The sequence below is a fragment of the Actinocatenispora comari genome, assembly GCF_017312725.1.
Lineage (GTDB): Bacteria > Actinomycetota > Actinomycetes > Mycobacteriales > Micromonosporaceae > Actinocatenispora > Actinocatenispora comari.
This window is the reverse complement of record NZ_BOPO01000115.1, coordinates 15,447-33,115: the sequence shown is the minus strand read 5'-3', so window position 1 is coordinate 33,115 and position 17,669 is coordinate 15,447. Positions and strand designations below refer to the sequence as shown.

Here is a 17,669-nt window from a genome sequence, read left to right as displayed (position 1 = left end):
CGACGGCGCCGGCCCGGACCGACCGGCGGTCAGCGGTGCCGGCAGCCGGCGCGCAGCGACTCGACCGCCCGGTACGCCACGGTGCCGAGGGCGCGGTCGGCGGCCGGCTGCCGGCCGGACATCCGGTCCAGCCGGATGCCGACGGCGACCGCGTAGCGGCCACCGTCGGAACAGGAGACCACGCCGGCCTCGGACCGCACCGCAAGCAGCGTCCCGGTCTTTCCCACCACCTCGACCTCGTCCGGGAAGCCGGACGCCAGCCGGTGGGCGGTCAGCTGGGTCGCCATCAGCCCGCGCAGCATCGCACAGGCCGCCGCCGGCGCCGCCTCGTCCCGCCACACCGCGGCCAGCAACCGGGTCAGGTCCCGCCCGGTACTCGCGTTGGTACGCAACGGATCCAGCGCACGAAGCGCGCGCATCCGGGACTCGTCGAGGCCGGCGTAGTCGCGCGCGAACCGGGCCGGATCGGTACCGCTGACCTCCCCCACGATCGACTCGACGACCTGCCGCGGCCCGCCGAGGATCCGGGTGTCCGCCAGCCCCAACTCGCGGACCAGGGACTGCACGTTTGCCACGCCGACCGCGGCGAACAGCGCATCGGCGGCGGTGTTGTCGCTGATCGACAGCGCGAACCGGGCGAGGTCGCGCAGGCTCATCTCGACGTCGTCGGCGCAGCCCGCGGTACCGCTGCCGCCCAGCCGGTCGGCGGCCCGCAACCGGACCCGGGTGGTCGGGTCGAGCTGCCCGGCGACCACCTGCCGGGCGAACTCCAGCACCAGCGGCACCTTGACCATCGAGGCGAGCACCACCGGCTCGGTCGCCGCCGCGCCGTGCTGCCGGTCACAGTCGACGCACCGTACGTGCCACCAGCCGTGCCCACCGGCCCGGCGGAAGACCTCCTCCGCATCCTCCATGCCGAAACCGTAGCGACCCGCCACGCCCGCCGGCCCGCCGGACGACCGCACGCCGTTCGCGGTTGGCGGTTCGCGGTTGGCGGTTGGCGGTTCGCGGTTCGCGGTTCGCGGCGCGAGGATGCCGCCCGGTCGATCAGCGGTGCGGTCAGTTGTCGTCGCGGGCCGGCGGGCCGAGACGGTCGATCAGGTCGTCGAGCAGCACCGCCAGGCCATCGGCAAGGTCGGCCCGGGCGGACGCCGGCAGCCCGGACAGCAGATCCACCTCGCGGCGCAGTACCCGGTCGACGACCCGCTCGATCTCCGCGTGGCCGGCGTCGGTGAGCGTCACGGTGACCGCCCGCCGACCGGGACCGCCCGGCGTCCGGATCACCAGACCGGCCGACTCGGCCCGGGCCACCCGCTGCGAGATCGCACCGGCGGTGACGAGGGTACGGTCGGCGAGCGCCCGGGTGGTCAGCGCGTACGGCGGGCCGGACCGGCGCAGCACCGACAGCAGGTCCATGGTGCCGCGGTCGATGCCGAGCTCGGCCAGCAGCCGGCGCCGGTCGTCGGCGAACAGCTTGCCGATCCGCCAGATCCTGGTCACCACGCCGATCGAGTCGGTCGGCGTACCGGGGCTCTCGCGGCGCCACGCGGCCGCGATGTCTGCCACCTCGTCGGGCCGGGCCATCGGCGTCTCCTCTCGTCGCTGGACGATGCCGCGCGCAGCGGTTATGTTTAGGCCTAAACATAACTCACGAGCGAGGGCGAGACCATGACCCGCAACATCGTCGTCACCGGCGGCGGCACCGGCATCGGCCGGGCCACCGCCGCCCGCTTCGCCGCCGCCGGCGAGTCGGTCACCATCCTCGGCCGGCGCGCCGACGTGCTGGCCGAGGCAGCCGCGCAGCTCGGCGCGACCGCCGTGGTCTGCGACGTCAGCGACCCCGAGGCCCTGACCGCGGCGCTCCCCCAGTTGCCGGCGCAGGTCGACGTGCTGGTCAACAACGCCGGTGGCAATACCGACCTGCGGCGCGTGGCGGACGGCACGCTCACCGACGTGGCCGCCGCCTGGCGGGCCAACCTGGACGCCAACCTGCTCAGCGCGGTGCTGACCACCACGCTGCTCACCGACCGGCTGCGCACCGGCGGCACCGTGGTCGGCATCGGCTCGATCGCCGCCGACCGCGGCAGCGGCGGCGGCGCGTACGGCGCGACCAAGGCCGCGCTCTCCACCTGGAACATCGACCTGGCCGGGCAGCTCGGGCCCCGGGGCATCACCGCGAACGTGGTCTCCTGCGGCTACATCGCCGAGACCGAGTTCTTCGCCGACCGGCTCACCGACGAGCGGCGCGCCACCCTCGTCGAGCAGACCAAGACCGGCCGGGCCGGGACCCCGGACGACGTGGCGGCACTGATCGAGTACCTCGCCTCGCCGGGCGCCCGGCACATCACCGCCCAGGTCATCAACATCAACGGCGGCGCCTTCCCGAGCCGCTGAGCCGGCCCAGCGCCGGGACCGGTCCCTGCGGCTGGTGGGTACCCTCGCGCTCCTCGACGGCGACGGGAGCGGCTGATGGTGGCGGAGGCGGAACTCGGCGCGGCGGTGACGACGTACCGCACCAACAACGCCCGGCGCGGCACGATCGCGGTGATCCTGCTGCCGGTGGGCGCCGTGGTCACCGCCGGCGCCGTACTGCTGTGGATCGTGACCGCGGAGGTGGCCGCCCACAGCACGCCCAGCGGCGCGGATCCGGAGCTGCTGCCCGCGGCCCTGCTCGGCCTGGGCATCGGCGCGCTGCTGCTGGAGGTGGTGTTCCTCGTGGCCTTCCACACCCACCGGAACGAGTCGTTCACCGTGTACGAGAACGGCCTGGTGAACGTCCGTCCGGGCAGGGTGTTCGCGGCTCGGTGGGGAGACATCGCCAGCGTCGCCGTCCATCCGGGCAAGGACAACGCGGTCAGCCGCTGGGCCGGTGGCGACTACTACTGCCTCGTCACGCTCACCGACGGGCGGAAGGTGGCCGTCAACGGCCTGACCGAGCACGCCCGGCAGCTCATCCAACTGATCCAGGCACACGCGCCGGCGTCCGGCGGCACCGACAGGCCCGGCCCTGCACCGCGGCGCTGATCCACGCCGAGGTGGGTCAGCGGCGGATGTGGCCGTCGCCGGTGACGACGTACTTGGTGCTGGTCAGCTCGGGCAGGCCCATCGGGCCCCGGGCGTGCAGCTTCTGGGTGGAGATGCCGATCTCGGCACCGAAGCCGAACTCGCTGCCGTCGGTGAACCGGGTCGAGGCGTTGACGAGGACCGCGGCGGCGTCGACCCGGGCGGTGAAGGTACGCGCGGCGGCCTGCGAGCCGGTGACGATCGCCTCGCTGTGCCCGGTCGACCAGCGGCGGATGTGGGCCAGCGCCGCGTCCAGGCTCGGCACCACCGCGACCGCGAGATCCAGCGACAGGTACTCGCCGGCCCAGTCGTCCTCGCTCGCCGGGCTCACCGGGATATCCAGCGCCTTCCCTTGCGCCGCAACGGTTTCGTCTCCGTGTACGGTGACGCCGGCGGCGGCCAGCGCGGGCAGCAACACCGGCAGCACCGTGTCGGCGGCAGCGGCGTGTACCAGCACGGTCTCCGCCGCGTTGCACACCGACGGGCGCTGGGTCTTGGCGTTGAGCACGATGTCCCGCGCCATCGCCACGTCGGCGGTCGCGTCGACGTAGACGTGGCAGTTGCCCACGCCGGTCTCGATCACCGGTACGGTCGAGCCCTCGACCACGTGCCGGATCAGCTCGGCGCCGCCCCGCGGGATCAGCACGTCGACCAGCCCGCGGGCGTGCATCAGGTGCGTCACCTCGTCCCGGGACTCGCCCGGCAGCAGGCCGATCGCGTCCGCGGGCAGCCCGACGGCGGTGAGCGCGTCCCGCAGTACGGCGACGATCGCCGCGTTGGAGCGCCGGGCCGAGGAGGATCCGCGCAGCAGCACGGCGTTGCCGGACTTGAGGGTCAGCCCGGCCGCGTCGGCGGTGACGTTCGGGCGACCCTCGTAGATGATGCCGACGACCCCGAACGGCACCCGGACCTGCCGCAGCTCCAGGCCGTTGGGCAGGGTGGAACCGCGCACCACCTCACCCACCGGGTCGGGCAGGCCGGCCACCTGCCGCAACCCGTCGGCCATGGCCGCCACCCGGGACGGGTCGAGCGCCAACCGGTCCAGCATGGCCGGCTCGGTGCCGCCGGTGCGCGCGGCGCGCACGTCGGACTCGTTCGCGGCGAGAATCTCCGCCGAACGCGCCACGAGCGCGTCGGCCATCGCCCGCAGGGCGGTGTCCTTGTCCGCCCGGGACGCCACGGCCAGCTCGGCCGCGGCCTCGCGGGCGCGGGCGGCGCTCTCCCGTACGGCTGCTTCTTCCGACATGCGACAAGGGTAAGCCGGGGCGATCGGCCCACCGGCCGCGACCGTCGCGGGCGGCGACGGCACGGTCTCCGCCAGGTCGGTGCTGGCGGGCTCGGATCCGGTGCCGGCCCGGCCGCGGCGCGCTGGCTCGTCGCCGTTGCCCGGCTCGGCTCGGCCACCAGCCGGGGCAGGTTCCCGACCGAGTCGACGTACCGGCCACCTCCGGCACGCTCGTGGTGAACGCCACAGGCACGCTCGCGGTGGGAGCCACGGGCACGCTCGTGGTGGGCGCCACGGGCACGAGCGACGTTACGTCGTGGCCGGATCGTCGCGGACGGCCAGCGCCGGTTCGCGGAGCAAGGCGGTGGTGATCGCCAGGATCGCGGCGAAACCGGCGAGTACCGCCAGCGCGGTGGTCAGGGTGGTGCGGTCGGCGAGCAGGCCCAGCAGCGGGGCGGCGAGCCCGCCGAGACTCATCGACAGCCCGAGCGTCACCCCGGAGGCGGTACCGAGCCGGTTCGGCAGGTAGTCCTGGCCGAGCGTCACCGACAGCGAGAACGGCACGTACAGCCCGATCGCGGCCACCGCGATCGCGGCGAACACCGCCCAGCCGGGCAGGAAGGCCACCGCGAGCACCGCCGGCACCGAGGCCGCGGCGGCGACGCGCATCGCCCGTACCCGGGGCATCCGGCGGGCCAGCCGGCCACCCAGCAAGGTACCGACCGCGCCCGCCGCGTACAGGGTGAACAGGGCGGCCTCGCCGACGGCGTGCGAGGCGTGCAGCCGGGCCATCACCGACAGGGCGAGGAACGTACCGAGGCTGAAGGTGACCACCGAGCGCGCCACGATTCCCGCCGTGAGCAGCCCGAACTGCCGCCAGTCGTCGGTACCGCCGCGGCCGGTACGGGTGGCCGCCGCGACCCGGCCGCGGCCGTGGCCGCGCAGCGCCAGCGCGGTGACCAGCGCGCAGGCCAGCGCCGGCAACGCGAGCAGCGGGGTTCCGGTCAGCCCGAGCGGCCCGATGACCGCGGCGACCAGCAGCGGCGCCAGCGCGAACCCGATGTTGCCGCCGACCGAGAACCAGCTCATCCCGACGTGGCTGCCGGCCGACGCGAGCCGGGCCAGCCGCGCCGACTCCGGGTGGTAGGCGGCGACCCCGAGGCCGGACGCGGCCACCGCGAGCCAGATCGCGAGGTAGCTGCCGGGCAGTCCGGCCAGGCCGATACCGACGCCGGCCAGCCCCATCCCGAGCGGGACCAGCCACGGCTTCGGCGACCGGTCGGTGGCCGCGCCGAACGCCGGCTGCGCGGCGGACGAGATCAGCGTCGCGGCCAGGGTCAGCCCGCTCACCGCCGCGTAGCTCCAGTGGTACCGGGCGACGAAGTACGGCACCAGCGCCGCCACCGACCCCTGGTACAGGTCGTCGACGCCGTGCCCGGTCACCAGCAGCGGCAGTAAGCCCCGCCGGCAGGCGGTGGCTCGCTCGGTACGAATGCTCACGGGCTCGATCCTGGCCCCGCCCCGCGCCGACCGATAGCCGCTAAAGTGCCAGGTGATGCCCAGAATCCGCCAAGGCCGGCAGAGCCGCATCGGTGGCGGCGAGCTGCTGCGCGGCGACGCGATCGACTGGCACGAGCACCCGTTCGACCAGTTCGTGTACCCGGCGGGCGGGGTGATCTCCGCCCTCACCGAGGCGCAGACGTACGTGCTGCCCTCCGCCGGGCGCGGCCTCTACCTGCCCGCCGGCGTGCGGCACGCGCACCGGGCCCACCGCCGTACCCGGCTGCACACCCTGCTGCTGCCCACCGATCACCCGCACCCCGGCGCCGACCCGCGGCGTCTCGACCGGCCGCGGGTGCTGCCGGTGTCGCCGCTGCTGCGCGAGCTGCTCGCCGCCCTGCGCGCCCCCGACCTCGGCGACGAGCGCCGGGACCGGCTGCTCGCCGTCGTCGCGGACGAGCTGGCCGGCGACCCGCTGCCGACGCTGGCGCTCCCCCGGCCCACCGACCCGCGGCTGGCCGCCGCGGCCGACGCGCTGGCCGCCGATCCGGCCGGCGCCACCCTCGCCTCGCTCGCGACCGCCGCGGCGGTCAGTGCCCGTACCCTCACCCGGCTCGTCGCCGACCGGCTCGGTCTGACCGTGCCGTACTGGCGGTCCCAGTACCGGCTGGCCGCCTCGCTGCTGCTGCTCACCGACGGCGTCACCGTCACCGACACCGCGCACCGGTGCGGCTGGCGCAACGCCAGCGCCTACATCGCCGCGTTCCGCGCCGCCTTCGGCACCACCCCCGCCACCTACCAGCGCACCCTGCACCCCTGACCGCTTTGCCCTCGACCAATACCCTGCCGATGACCAATCGAGGGAGAAAAGCGTGGCAGGACCTACCGAGGATCGTCCGGCTTGGCGGGTCGGTCTGCTCCGACCAGACGGTACCCCGGTGGGGGAAGGAATCCTGCTCTCCGATCGCCGCTTCGTCGTGAACGCTTCAGTGCTGTCCAAAGCTCGGCTGGGAGTCGCAAACGGGGTCGGAGATGCTTTCGCACTCCAGATTCAGTATGGTGCGCACGAGCCGGAACTGACCAGCGTGAGCCTGGTCGCGGAGAGGGACGGGCATGCGGTTGTCGACCTGGCCATCGCCACCTCGTTTAGCCCAGCGCCTCTCTCACTCAAGGGCGTGGAACGACGGATGCCGGTTCTGGTGGCATTGAGCGACTCCAAGCCCCGTAGTCTGCGGAGAAATGAGCACTGGATCCTGGCGAACGTCGGAGACTCTCGCGGCGACGGCCAGTTCATGCTCGATCCGCGAACCGAGTCACCTGCGGCGCGCGCACGTCTCATGGATGCGGCTGGCGCGGTCATGGATTCCAATGGCGACGTCGTCGGAATCGCAATGGACCGGAAGATGCGTTCGATCGATTGGTTGAATGCCGTCCGCTCCATCGACCCAAGACGTTCGAGTTGGCAGAGGTTCGCCGAACCCACTGCAGTCACGTCGCGCAAAGAACAAGAAGCATTGCCCACGAAGAACGACACACCGCGATCAGGCGCCGCGCATCCGGTGCCGAAGTTGGCGACGGATGCGGCGACGGTCGAGGACCGGCTGGAACGGCGGCGGTACGTGGATGCGATCGCGGCGTTCCTGCGGCACGGGGAGACCCAGCCGCCGCTGACGATCGGGATACACGGGTCGTGGGGTGCGGGCAAGACGTCGCTGATGCGGATGGTGCAGGACGAGTTGGATCCGGGCGCCGCCGCCGGAACGCCGACCGGACTGCGGTACGGCCGGCGTCGAGGCAGCGCGGTGACCAACGGCGAGGTGGTTCAGGCGACGAAGCGGCCGCCGGCGCCGCCCCACGAGCACGCCGTCCCGGACGCCGAGACCGACGGTTGGCGGCCGACGGTGTGGTTCAACCCGTGGATGTACCAGAACGGCGACCAGGTCTGGGCCGGCCTGGCGCACGCGATCATCGGTCAGGTCACCGGCCGGCTGCCGCGCGGCGATCGGGAGCGGTTCTGGCTGCGGCTCAACCTGCGCCGCATCGACACCGAGGCGATCCGCCGCCGCTGGTACGGCATCGTCGCCCGGCAACTGCTGCCCACCGTGCTGTGGTTCCTGGTCCTGCTCGCCGCGGCTGCGGCGGCCCTGCTGGTGCTGGCCTGGCTGCGTCCGGCCTGGACCGGCTCGCTGCGGGAGGTCGGCCGGTGGACCGGAGTCGGCGGCGGCATCGCCGCCACGGCGAGCGGCATCGGTCGGTGGCTGTGGTCCAGGTTCCGGCCGGCCGCGCCGACGTTCGCCCGGCTGCTGCGCCAGCCCTCGCCGCTGCGCGGGTCGGCGGCGGACCCGAGCGGCCCGCCAGCAGCCGATCCCGGCTATCAGGGCCGACTCGGGTTCCTGCACCTGGTGCAGTCCGACATGCGCCGGGTCCTCGATCTGGTCGCGACACCGGACCGGCCGCTGGTGGTGTTCGTGGACGACCTGGACCGGTGCTCCCCCGGTACCGTCGCGCAGGTCATCGAGGCGATCAATCTGTTCCTGGCCGGCGAGTTCGGCAACTGCGTGTTCGTGCTCGGGATGGAGCCGACGACGGTCGCGGCGAGCGTGGCCACCGCGTACCGGGATCTCTCCGCGGCGGAGGCCGGGCGGGACGATTTGGGCTGGCGGTTCCTGGCGAAGTTCGTGCAGCTGCCGCTGCGGATCCCGGAGCCGGAACCGGAGACGGAGCTCGACGCGTATCTCGACCACCTGCTCGGCCGCGACCCCGCGCCGCCGCCGCTGCCGTCGGACGAGAGCATCCAGGTCGGCGAGGCCATCCACGTGCCGACCGAGCTCGGCCCGTACGACGCGCACAGCACGGCGACGGTCACCTACGCACCGGTCTTCCGGACTGTCCCGGGCACCGAGGTCGCGCGGCAGAAGTTCCGTTCGGACGTGGCGGCGCTGCATGCGGCGATCCTGGACCGGATCTCCGCGGGCGATGTCGACCGCGGCGAGTTGCGGGCGGCGGCGCTCGACGCCCAGCGTACGGTGCTCGGAGTCGACGGCGAGCCAGGGCCAGAGACGCTCGCCGCAGCCGAGCGGGTGTTCGCCGAGCGGTACTCCGACCGCGACGCCGCCGAACCGATCCGAGCGGCGCTGGCATCGCTGGGGACCGGCAACCCGCGCGAGATCAAGCGGTACGTGAACCTGTTCCGGTTCTACACGTTCCTGGCCGAACGGCTGCGGCTGCGCGGCGCCGCGGTACCGGAGCCGGCATCGATCGCGAAACTCGCCGCGTTCACGATCCGCTGGCCACAGCTGGTCTCGACACCCGGAGCGGCGAGTGCGGCGGCCCTGACCGAGTTGGAGTCCGCGGCGGCGGGCGAGGACGACCATTGGCACGAGCTGCTCGCCGCGATCTGTCCGGGTCTTCCCGCGGGCACGGACGGCTCGCTGCGTGCGTTCCTCCGCTCCGAGCCGACCATCGGGACGGACGGCTTTCGACTGCGGTGATTCAGCGTGCGAGGTGGAGCCGGAGGGCCCGGTCGAGATCAGCCGGCAACGCCTTGTCCAGGGTGCCGAGGTGTTCGGTGGGCCGACCCGTCGACACCGAGCGGACCTGCTTGGTTTGAGCCTTGCCGAGGCCGCGAAGGCCACCAGCCACCACACATTGTCGTGATGAGGGACGGTCAGCCGAGGCGGTGTTGCAGGACGGCGGCGCCGGGGCCGGTGAGGTCGGCGGCGACACCACGGCGGCCGGCCAGAGTCAGCACCAGCGCCTCGCCGGTACCCCGGGCGAGCGGGCCGCGGCCGCGCGACCAGTCCAGGTCGGTGGCGACCAGGCGAACGCCGCGGGCGTGCCAGAAGCCGCGCAGCGGCGGCGCGGTGACCGCGAAGTCGAGAACGCACCGCAGCCGGTCCGCCGGGATCTCGCGGGGCAGCCCGAGCGGGCGACGGATGTCCTGCTGGTGGATCAGGCAGTCGGCGAGGCCGACCCGGCCACCGAACCGCGCGGTGGCGCCGCACGGTTCGAGGTGGTCGCGCACGAACCGGGCCAGCTCCGCACGGCTGAGCCCGCGGTACTCGCGCAGCGCGACGTCGTTGACCCGGCCGATGCGCAGCCGGGCCGCCCAGAGGCGCCGGGCCAGGTCGGCCTTTCCGTGTTCCTCGTAGCTGATCACGTGCGCCGCGACGTCCCGGACCCGCCAGCCGGCGCACAGGCTCGGCGCCTCCCACTGCTCGTCGGTGAGCGCGTCGAGCAGGTCGGCGAGGTCGGACCGTTCGGCGCGGGCGGCCGCCAGCACGTCCATACCGGACAGGATAGGCCGCCCCGGCAGGTCCGGACGGGAAGGCGTGGTAGGCGAGTCCGAGCCCGGTCCGGGCCTCTCACAGCAGGACGAGGTCGTCCCGGTGGATCAGTTCCCGCTCGTACGAGGAGCCGAGTTCGGCGGCGAGTTCCCGGGTCGAGCGGCCGAGCAGCCGGGGCAGCTCCGCCGCGTCGTAGTTGACCAGACCGCGGGCCACCGACCTACCGCCCTCGTCGACCAGGTCGACCGGGTCGCCGGCGGTGAAGGTGCCCTCGACCGCGTGCACCCCGGCCGGCAGCAGCGACAGCCGCCGCTCGACCACCGCGGCGACGGCGCCGGCGTCCAGGTGCAGCCGGCCGCGCGGGGTGGTCGCGTGCGCCAGCCAGAACAGCCGCTGCCGGGGGCGCCGCGGCGCGGCGGCGAAGAAGGTACCGACCGGCTCGCCGGTCAGCGCCGCGGCGGCGAGCGGCGCCGCGGTCAGCACCACCGGTACCCCGGAGCCGGAGGCGATCCGGGCCGCGTCGACCTTGGTGGCCATCCCGCCGGTACCGACGCCGGCCCGTCCGGCGCCGCCGACCTCGATGCCGGCCAGGTCGTCCGGTCCCCGTACCAGCTCGACCCGGCGGGCGTCCGGCCGGCGCGGATCCCCGTCGTACAGGGCGTCCACATCGGACAGCAGGACCAGCAGGTCGGCCCGCACCAGCGCGGCGACCAGCGCGGCGAGCCGGTCGTTGTCGCCGAACCGGATCTCCTCGGTGGCGACGGTGTCGTTCTCGTTCACGATCGGCAGTACGCCGAGGTCCAGCAGCCGGCGCAGGGTGCGCAGCGCGTTGCGGTACCGGCTGCGGCGGATCACCTCGTCGACGGTGAGCAGCACCTGACCGACCCGCTGCTGGTACCGGCCGAACGAGGTGGCGTACCGGTGGGTCAGCGCCACCTGGCCGACGCTCGCCGCCGCCTGCTGGGTGGCGAGGTCACGCGGTCGGCGGGCCAGCCCGAGCGGGGCGAGCCCGGCGGCGATCGCGCCGGAGGAGACGAGGATGACCTCGCTGCCGGTGGCCCGGCGCGCGGCGAGCGCGTCGACCAGCGCGTCCAGCCGGGTCGGGTCGAGGCCGCCGGCCCGGGTGGTCAGCGACGAGGAACCGACCTTGACCACGACGCACCGGGCGGCGGCGACGGCCGCGGCCCGGGCTTGTCGTTCTGCACCGTCCATCGCCTGCGCACCGTACCGTCGGGGAGCACCGCCGGTACAGCGGGTTACCGCCGTCCCATCGGGCGGCGGCCGGTCACCAGTGGTACTCGGGGTGCCCGGTGGCGGTGGTCTCGCCGACGGCGACCGGGACCGGGTCGCGGTGCCAGCCGCCGGTGTCGAGGTCCAGGCCGACGTGCTGGGCGTGCACCAGCACGTCGCTCGCGCCGAGCCGGTCCGGGTCCGGTGGGCTGGCGGCGAGTGCGCCGGCCACCAGCACCCGGTCACCGGCCCGCAACTGCCCCAGTACCTGCTCGGCGAGCGCGCCGGTGGCCTGCACGGCGACGACCACGTCGGCCTCACCGGGCCGGCCGACGCCGGCCGGGGCCGCCGAGACCGGGCAGCGCAGGGCGAAGCTCGCCACGGACTCGCCGGCCAGGCTGTACTCCCGCGCCGGGTCCTCCGGCAGCCGACCGAGATAGAGATTGGAAACGCTCACCGCGACACCCTTCGTCGATCGCGGGCACCGATGGAGGTTCCGGCAGGCTGGCGTGGCCGAGCGTGCGTCCTGCCGGGACCTCCTAGATTGTGCGGCCCGCGACGGGCGAGCGGGGCGGTTTCGCGCCAGCCGGGGCCGCGGCCACACCGCCGGGGCCGCGACCTGTCCGGATTGACCGGGACATCGGGTCGGTGGCCGGGCAGGGCCCGGCGGGTGTGCGGTACCGCGGCCCACAGAGTGGCGCGGTAGCGTACCTGCGGCGTGACCTGTGTCTCCCCGCACGTCCGGAACCGAACGGCGACCGTACCTCGTCCCAGAGGGTGCCGGACACCGGACGTGGGCGTCCGCCCGGGCGCCGGTCACCATGGATGTCAGCGTCACCCACCGATGGCAGCGGCCAACGGACACCCGGAGGATTAACCCGACATGGCGAGCAAGAACAAACCGAAGAGCGCGAGCCCCCCGGCCGCCGGAGCGAACCGGGGCAAGGGCGGCGGTACGGCGAAGCAGCGGGCCAGGGCCGCGAAGGCGGTCGCCGCGGCACGCGCCGAGCGGCAGCGCCGAAATCGGATCATCATCACCGCCTCCATCTGTGCGGTGCTGCTCATCGTCGTCGTCGGTGCGGTGTCCTGGGCGGTGTACGAGTCGAACAAGCCGAAGACGATCCCGGCCGAGTCGATCACCGCGAACTATCCGGTCAAGCTCGACAACGGCGTGGTGGTGGCCGGCAAGGACAGCGCCAAGGTCAAGATCGAGATCTACGAGGACTTCATGTGCCCGTACTGCGGCGATCTGGAGCGCGGTAGCGGCAAGCAGATGCAGAAGGCGATGAACGACGGCACGTTGCAGATCCGGTACCACATCGTGGATCTGCTCAACGGCAGCTCGACGCCGCCGGGCTACTCCGACCGCGCGACGAACATCGCGCTCGGCACGGTGGCGGAGGGCAAGTTCCCGCAGTTCCACTGGAGCCTCTACCACCACCAGCCGGCCGAGGGTGGCCCGGGTTACTCCGACGACCAGATGGTCGACCTGGCGTCCCGGCTCGGCGTGAACAAGGACAAGATCGCCAAGATCGCCAAGGACGGCACCTACAAGAAGTACCCGGCGCAGCAGTTGAAGGACTTCCAGGCGGCCGGCTTCCAGGGCACGCCGACCGTGGTGCAGAACGGCAAGCAGGTCCAGATCAGCGACCTGAAGAGCGCCGACTGGCTGAACCAGCTGCTCGCCGCCTGATCGGCGCGGCACGAACGGAACCGCCGCCCTGCGGTACGCGGCACGAGCCGAGACACCGACCCTGCGGTGCGCGGCACGAGCCGAGACGCCGACCCTGCGGTGCGCGGCGCGAGCCGAGACGCCGACCCTGCGGTGCGCGGCACGAGCGGAACGCCGGCTCGGGCACCGCGGGTCGGCCCGAACGAACGCCGGCCCCCGCGCACCGCGGGGGCCGGCGTTCGGCGTGTCGGCTCAGGCGCTCTCCTCGGCGTCGCCGGTGGTGGAGACCTGCTCCAAGTGCTCGCGTACCTTCGCCATCTCGGCCCCGGGCACCCGCCGGCGCGGCCCGTCGCCACCGGCCTGCCACGGCCGCGGGCCGGCGAGCGGCCGGTACTCGACGCCCGCCGCGTCCAACCGCGGCAGGTGCGCGTCGAGCCGCTCGACCAGCCGGGTCGCCGGTGCTCCGGTCCAGGCCACGTCGGCGAGCGCGCAGGCCCGCGGGAACGCCAGGTAGTCCAGGTGCCGGGCGTCCGGGATGTACTCCGACCAGGCCTGGAACTGCACACCGAGCACGTGCTCGCGCTCGGCCGGGGACCACTCGGCCGGTACCGGATCGAACGCGGCGACGTCGTCGAGGGTGAGCGGCCCGCCGATCGACAGCGGCTCGTCGGCCCCGTCGGACTGGTCGTAGTCGAGGTAGGTCGGGTAGACGGGGCTGCGTACCACGTCGTAGCCGGCCGCCGCGGCGCGCCGCCCCACCGACGAGCCGCGCCAGGCGGTGACGATCGAGTCCGGCAGCATCCCGCCGGTGACGAACCCCTCGTCCCACACCACCATGCGCCGGCCGCCGGCGGCCAGGTGCTCGCCGAGGCTGCGCAGGAAGTACCCGTGGCCCTCGACCGGCTCGGTGATCCCCTGCGCGGCGAGGTGGGCCATCACCTCGGCGTCCGCGGCCCAGTCGCGCAGCACGCACTCGTCGCCGCCGAGGTGCACGTACGGCACCGGCAGCGCCTCGGTCAGCTCGTCCAGCACCTCGCCGAGGAACGCCAGGGTGCGCGGCAGCGGGGTGACCACGCCGGCCGAGATGCCCCAGCCGGTGAGCACCCGGTGGGTGCCGATGCCGTACTCGGGGTAGGCGGCGAGCAGCGCGGACGCGTGGCCCGGCAGGTCGAGCTCGGGCACCACGGTGACGCCGAGCCCGGTCGCGTACGCGTTGATCTCGGCCAGGTCGTCGAGGGTGTAGAAGCCGCCGTGCGGGACGTGGTCGTGGCTGCCGTCCCGGGTGCGGCCGACCTGGCTGCCCGGCCGGTGCGCGCCGACCTCGGTCAGCTTCGGGTAGCGCGCGGACTGCACCCGCCAGCCCTGGTCGTCGGACAGGTGCAGGTGCAGCCGGTTCAGCCCGTGCATGGCGAACAGGTCGAGGTAGCGCAGCACCTCCCGCTTGGGCAGGAAGTGCCGGGACACGTCGAGCATGCCGCCGCGCCACGGCAGCGCCGGCGCGTCGGTCACCTCGCCGCAGTCCAGCGTCCATTCGGTAGCGGCCGGGGCGGCGCGCCAGGCGGCGGCCGGCAGCAGCTGCCGCAGCGTCCGTACGCCGTGCCGCAGGCCGTCGACGCCGGCGGCGGTCAGGGTGACCCCGGCGGTACCGACGTGCAGCCGGTAGCCCTCGGGTGCGGTGATCGCGGCGTCGAAGCCGACGGCGATCTCGGTGCCGTCCCCGGTGGGGCGCAGCGGCAGGCCGAGCGGGGCGAGCAGCCGGCGTACCGGTTCGGTCGCCTCGTCCGGGCCGACCAGCCGGGTGTCGGCGGTCAGGGTGAGGGTGCCGGGCAGCCGCCGAGCCTCGCGCGCTCGGGGAACCAGGGTCTCGTACCGGTCGGTCATGGGGTCTCCTCCGCGGCGGGGAGCGTGTCGTCGGTCGTCAGGTCACCCCGCCGCGGCCGGCATCCGGTCCTCTCGGGATCGACGGCGCGGTACGGCCGGGTGGCCGGCAGCGCTGTTCTGGCGGGCGCCGCCGTCGTACGATCAGAAACTAACAGGAAGGGTTCCTGCTGAAAAGGGGGTCGGGCCGTGCCACCCGCGACACCGCGTACCGCGCGGCTGATCAACGACCGCAGCGCCTACCAGCTGCTGCTCGACCGCGGCCCGCTCACCCGCACCCAGTTGCGGACGCTGACCGGCCTGTCCCGGCCCACCGTGGCCGACCTGATCGACCGGCTCGCTGCCGACGGGCTCATCGCCCGGCTCGGCGAGTCCGGCGCCGACCGCCGCGGCCCCAACGCCGCCGTGTACGGGGTGCTGCCGGACCGCGCGCACGTGGCCGGGGTCGCCGTCGACACCAGCCGCATCGTGGTCACCCGGGCCGACGCGACCGGCCGTACCGTCGGCACCGCGGAGCGGCCGATCGACCCGGCCGCCGACCCGGAGTCGCAGGTGCTCGCCGCGCTCGCGGCGACCGCCGCCCCGGCGCCGCTCGGCGCGGTCGCGGTCGGTACGCCGGGGCTGGTCGATCCGCGCAGCGGGGCCGTGACCTTCGCGGCCGGGCTGCCCGGCTGGCACGGTGACCTGCGGTCCGCGCTGCACGAGCGGCTGGGCGTACCGGTGCTGGTGGACAACGAGGTCAACCTGGCCGGCGTGGCCGAGCACCGGACCGGCGCGGCTCGCGGTACCGACACGTTCTGCCTGCTGTCGCTCGGCGCCGGGGTCGGGGTCGCGGTGCTGCTGGGCGGCCGGATGCACCGCGGCGCGTCCGGCGGCGCCGGCGAGATCGGCTACCTGCCGTACGGGCCGGCTCGGCCCTCCTGCGGGCTGCAGGACCTGATCGGCGGGCCGGCGCTGGCCACCGTCGCGGCCCGGTACCTGCCGGGCGATCTCCCGGCCGATCCGGTCGACGCCGTGCGCGCCGCGGTCGGGCTGCCGGAGTTCCGGGCCGAGCTGGCGGAGCTGGTCGCGGTCGGGGTGGTCGGGCTGTGCGCGGTGCTCGACCCGGGCACCGTGGTGCTCGGCGGCCCGATCGGCCACGCCGGCGGCGTGCCGCTGGCCGAGCTGGTCGCCGCCGAAGTCGCCGCCAGGATCCCGCTACCCACCGAGGTACGGGCCGGCACCGTCACCGGTGACCCGGCCCGCCGTGGCGCCGTGCTCACCGCGCTCGACCTGTTGCACGACGACCTGTTCGCCGCCTCCTGACCATCCACTGTGGACAGACGGGCGCGGCGGCCCGGAACGCACCGGGCCGCCGCGTCGTCGTACCGCCTCAGCGGCGGTGGGGGAACCTCGTGATCGGCTGCGCCGGGCCGTTCGAAGGTTCCCCAACAGCCTCTCAGGCGTGCTGCTCGATCAGCTGGCGGTACCAGTGGTAGCTGGCCTTCGGGATCCGTTGCTGCGTCGGGTAGTCGACGTAGACCAGGCCGAACCGCTTCGCGTAGCCGTACGCCCACTCGAAGTTGTCCAGCAGCGACCAGCAGAAGTAGCCGCGCACGTCCACGCCCTCGTCGACGGCCTGCGCCACCGCGCGCAGGTGCCCGTCCAGGTAGGCGATCCGCTGCTGGTCGTCGACCGTACCGTCGAGCACGGTGTCCGGATAGGCGGCGCCGTTCTCGGTGACGTAGATCGGCGGCAGGTCCGGGTAGCTGTCGCGCAGCCAGACCAGCAGCCGGCGCAGCCCGTCCGGCTCGGCCGGCCACGGCATCGCCGTCTGCGGCAGGCTCGCCGGTGGCACGTCCACCACCCCGATGTCGGTGGCCACCCGGCGGGACAGGTCCGGCTCCTGCGACGGCGCGTCCTTGGCGTACTGCGGGAAGTAGTTGTTGACGCCGAGGAAGTCGAGCGGCTCGTGCGCGAGCGCCAGGTCACCGTCGCGGCGGAAGGAGAAGTCGCTGATCGGGCTCCACAGCTCCGCCTCGCCCTCCGGGTACCGGCCGGCGAGCACCGGGTCGGAGAAGACCCGGTTGGCGAGCAGCTCGGCCCGGGCCGCGGCGGCCACGTCGGCCGGTGCGTCGGTCGCCGGCGTCACGTGGTTCATGTTGAGGGTGATGCCGAACCGCTCGTCGTTCTTGCGTTGCGCCCGCATCGCCCGTACCGCGAGGCCGTGGCCGACGAGCAGGTGGTGCGCGGCGGCGAGGGCCCCGTGCCCCTCCTGCGCGCCCGGCGCGTGCCGGCCCTCGGCGTAACCGATGAACGAGCTGCAGAACGGCTCGTTCAGGGTGATCCAGTACGGCACCCGGTCGGCCAGCGCCTCGTGCACGATCGCCGCGTAGTCGGCGAACCGCTCCGCGGTGTCGCGCTCCCGCCAGCCGCCGGCGTCCTCCAGCGGCTGCGGCAGGTCCCAGTGGTACAGCGTCGCCATCGGGGTGATGCCGGCGTCGATCAGCTCGTCCACCAGCCGCTGGTAGAAGTCCAGTCCGGCCGCGTTCACGCCGCCCTTGCCGTCCGGCTGGATCCGCGGCCAGGCGATCGAGAAGCGGTACGCGCCGGCGCCGAGCTGCGCCAGCAGCGCCACGTCCTCGGCGTACCGGTGGTAGTGGTCGCAGGCCACGTCGCCGGTGTCGCCGCCGGCGACGGCGCCCGGGGTGTGCGCGAACGTGTCCCAGATGGACGGTCCGCGGCCGTCGGCGTCGACGGCGCCCTCGATCTGGTACGACGCGGTGGCCGCGCCGAACAGGAAACCCTTGGGGAGACGGGGAAGTTGCGCGGTCAC

15 protein-coding genes are annotated in these 17,669 nt (G+C 74.0%); 6 read left to right on the top strand and 9 right to left on the bottom strand.

Features of this window, described 5'->3' with window-relative positions; translation table 11 throughout:
• Positions 1 to 29 precede the first annotated feature (29 nt).
• Entirely contained in the window at positions 30 to 914 is an 885-nt protein-coding gene (locus tag NUM_RS27970; protein ID WP_207127943.1) for a serine hydrolase, read from the bottom strand.
• Positions 915 to 1,059: 145 nt separating this feature from the next.
• Entirely contained in the window at positions 1,060 to 1,584 is a 525-nt protein-coding gene (locus NUM_RS27965; protein ID WP_207127942.1) for a MarR family winged helix-turn-helix transcriptional regulator, read from the bottom strand.
• 84 nt (positions 1,585 to 1,668) lie between these two features.
• Between NUM_RS27965 and NUM_RS27960 the strand changes: the two genes are divergently transcribed.
• Entirely contained in the window at positions 1,669 to 2,394 is a 726-nt protein-coding gene (locus NUM_RS27960) for an SDR family NAD(P)-dependent oxidoreductase (protein WP_207127941.1), read from the top strand.
• 75 nt (positions 2,395 to 2,469) lie between these two features.
• Complete coding sequence (locus NUM_RS27955; protein ID WP_207127940.1) at positions 2,470 to 3,024, top strand: hypothetical protein; 555 nt, start codon at positions 2,470 to 2,472, stop codon at positions 3,022 to 3,024.
• A gap of 16 nt (positions 3,025 to 3,040) precedes the next feature.
• On the opposite strand, the gene NUM_RS27950 is transcribed toward NUM_RS27955, so the two are convergent.
• Positions 3,041 to 4,309 (bottom strand): glutamate-5-semialdehyde dehydrogenase, encoded by a 1,269-nt coding sequence (locus NUM_RS27950; protein ID WP_207127939.1) that lies wholly within the window; start codon positions 4,307 to 4,309, stop codon positions 3,041 to 3,043.
• 288 nt (positions 4,310 to 4,597) lie between these two features.
• Positions 4,598 to 5,788: an MFS transporter gene (locus tag NUM_RS27945; protein WP_207127938.1), complete on the bottom strand. Its 1,191-nt coding sequence runs from the start codon at positions 5,786 to 5,788 to the stop codon at positions 4,598 to 4,600.
• Between the two features lie 55 nt (positions 5,789 to 5,843).
• Here NUM_RS27945 and NUM_RS27940 point away from each other — a divergent pair, with 55 nt between their 5' ends.
• Positions 5,844 to 6,608, top strand: a complete 765-nt coding sequence (locus NUM_RS27940; RefSeq protein ID WP_207127937.1) for an AraC family transcriptional regulator — start codon at positions 5,844 to 5,846, stop codon at positions 6,606 to 6,608.
• Between the two features lie 748 nt (positions 6,609 to 7,356).
• A complete protein-coding gene (locus NUM_RS27935; RefSeq protein ID WP_207127936.1) occupies positions 7,357 to 9,279 on the top strand; it encodes a KAP family P-loop NTPase fold protein in 1,923 nt (640 codons plus the stop codon).
• 176 nt (positions 9,280 to 9,455) lie between these two features.
• Here the strand turns inward: NUM_RS27935 and NUM_RS27930 are convergent, their stop codons facing one another.
• The 3 genes from NUM_RS27930 to NUM_RS27920 all read right to left on the bottom strand — a co-directional run bounded on the left by NUM_RS27930 (position 9,456) and on the right by NUM_RS27920 (position 11,761).
• Positions 9,456 to 10,076, bottom strand: coding sequence for a maleylpyruvate isomerase family mycothiol-dependent enzyme (locus tag NUM_RS27930; protein WP_207127935.1), 621 nt, complete (start codon positions 10,074 to 10,076; stop codon positions 9,456 to 9,458).
• 76 nt (positions 10,077 to 10,152) lie between these two features.
• Complete coding sequence (proB, locus tag NUM_RS27925; protein WP_207127934.1) at positions 10,153 to 11,286, bottom strand: glutamate 5-kinase; 1,134 nt, start codon at positions 11,284 to 11,286, stop codon at positions 10,153 to 10,155.
• A 73-nt stretch (positions 11,287 to 11,359) separates the two neighbouring features.
• A complete protein-coding gene (locus NUM_RS27920) occupies positions 11,360 to 11,761 on the bottom strand; it encodes a single stranded DNA-binding domain-containing protein (protein ID WP_207127933.1) in 402 nt (133 codons plus the stop codon).
• A gap of 426 nt (positions 11,762 to 12,187) precedes the next feature.
• On the opposite strand from NUM_RS27920, the gene NUM_RS27915 reads away from it, so the two are divergent.
• On the top strand, positions 12,188 to 12,997 hold the full coding sequence (locus NUM_RS27915; RefSeq protein ID WP_207127932.1) for a DsbA family protein: 810 nt from the start codon (positions 12,188 to 12,190) through the stop codon (positions 12,995 to 12,997).
• Between the two features lie 231 nt (positions 12,998 to 13,228).
• On the opposite strand, the gene NUM_RS27910 is transcribed toward NUM_RS27915, so the two are convergent.
• Positions 13,229 to 14,857: a beta-N-acetylhexosaminidase gene (locus NUM_RS27910; RefSeq protein ID WP_207127931.1), complete on the bottom strand. Its 1,629-nt coding sequence runs from the start codon at positions 14,855 to 14,857 to the stop codon at positions 13,229 to 13,231.
• A 186-nt stretch (positions 14,858 to 15,043) separates the two neighbouring features.
• On the opposite strand from NUM_RS27910, the gene NUM_RS27905 reads away from it, so the two are divergent.
• A complete protein-coding gene (locus NUM_RS27905) occupies positions 15,044 to 16,159 on the top strand; it encodes an ROK family transcriptional regulator (protein WP_207127930.1) in 1,116 nt (371 codons plus the stop codon).
• A gap of 133 nt (positions 16,160 to 16,292) precedes the next feature.
• On the opposite strand, the gene NUM_RS27900 is transcribed toward NUM_RS27905, so the two are convergent.
• Complete coding sequence (locus NUM_RS27900) at positions 16,293 to 17,669, bottom strand: GH1 family beta-glucosidase (RefSeq protein WP_207127929.1); 1,377 nt, start codon at positions 17,667 to 17,669, stop codon at positions 16,293 to 16,295.